The organism is Spirosoma harenae, from assembly GCF_054776975.1.
Genome location: NZ_BAAHBD010000058.1, coordinates 1 through 604 on the forward strand (window position 1 = coordinate 1; position 604 = coordinate 604).

Genomic DNA, 604 nt, shown 5'->3' on the forward strand with positions numbered 1-604 from the left:
AAACATGAGTCATCCCGAATTTTGATTCCATAAGTGGGTGAAAGCAATTCGGATACGATAAAGCGGTGCTGAGGCTTCTCGGCACCGCTTTCCCGTTCGGTGGCAACCCATCCGCAAGAGTAGTTGCTGCCAGTGGCTAAGCTCAGAGCGGAGTAAGGAGAGCAAAAAGGCATATATCAGCGCGACGATCATCATCAACTTAAGCCGGTTTTCCCAAAACCATAAGCGAGGAGATTCTAAAGCCAGTTCCGACTTGGTATAGCGGAAGGCTGTCTCAATCTGCCAACGACGGGCATAGGCAAACACCAGTTGCCAGGCCAATTCCACCGAATCGACGGCCTCGTTGGTGAGCAAATACCAAGGTGTACGACCTTTACCTGGACGCGATACAATCAAATACAGGAGCCCATCAGGGTAAGCCGGATGCCGGACTGGTTGGTAAATAATACCCATTTTTCGATGACATTTCTGAACGGCATCATACACAAACCGATGATCGACGGACCGTTTGCCACGGGTTATTTCCCAGGTCTTTATGGATTGACCCGCCTGATTGAGTAAGCGATAATGGGTTTGCCACCGAATTAGCCCCTTCAGCTTGGCG

Annotated in this window: 1 pseudogene; it reads right to left on the minus strand. The window is 50.2% G+C overall.

The annotated features are described in order from the left end of the window. Positions 1-9: 9 nt before the first annotated feature. A pseudogene (locus ACYVE4_RS34060) lies at positions 10-604 on the minus strand (transposase); the annotation flags it as partial.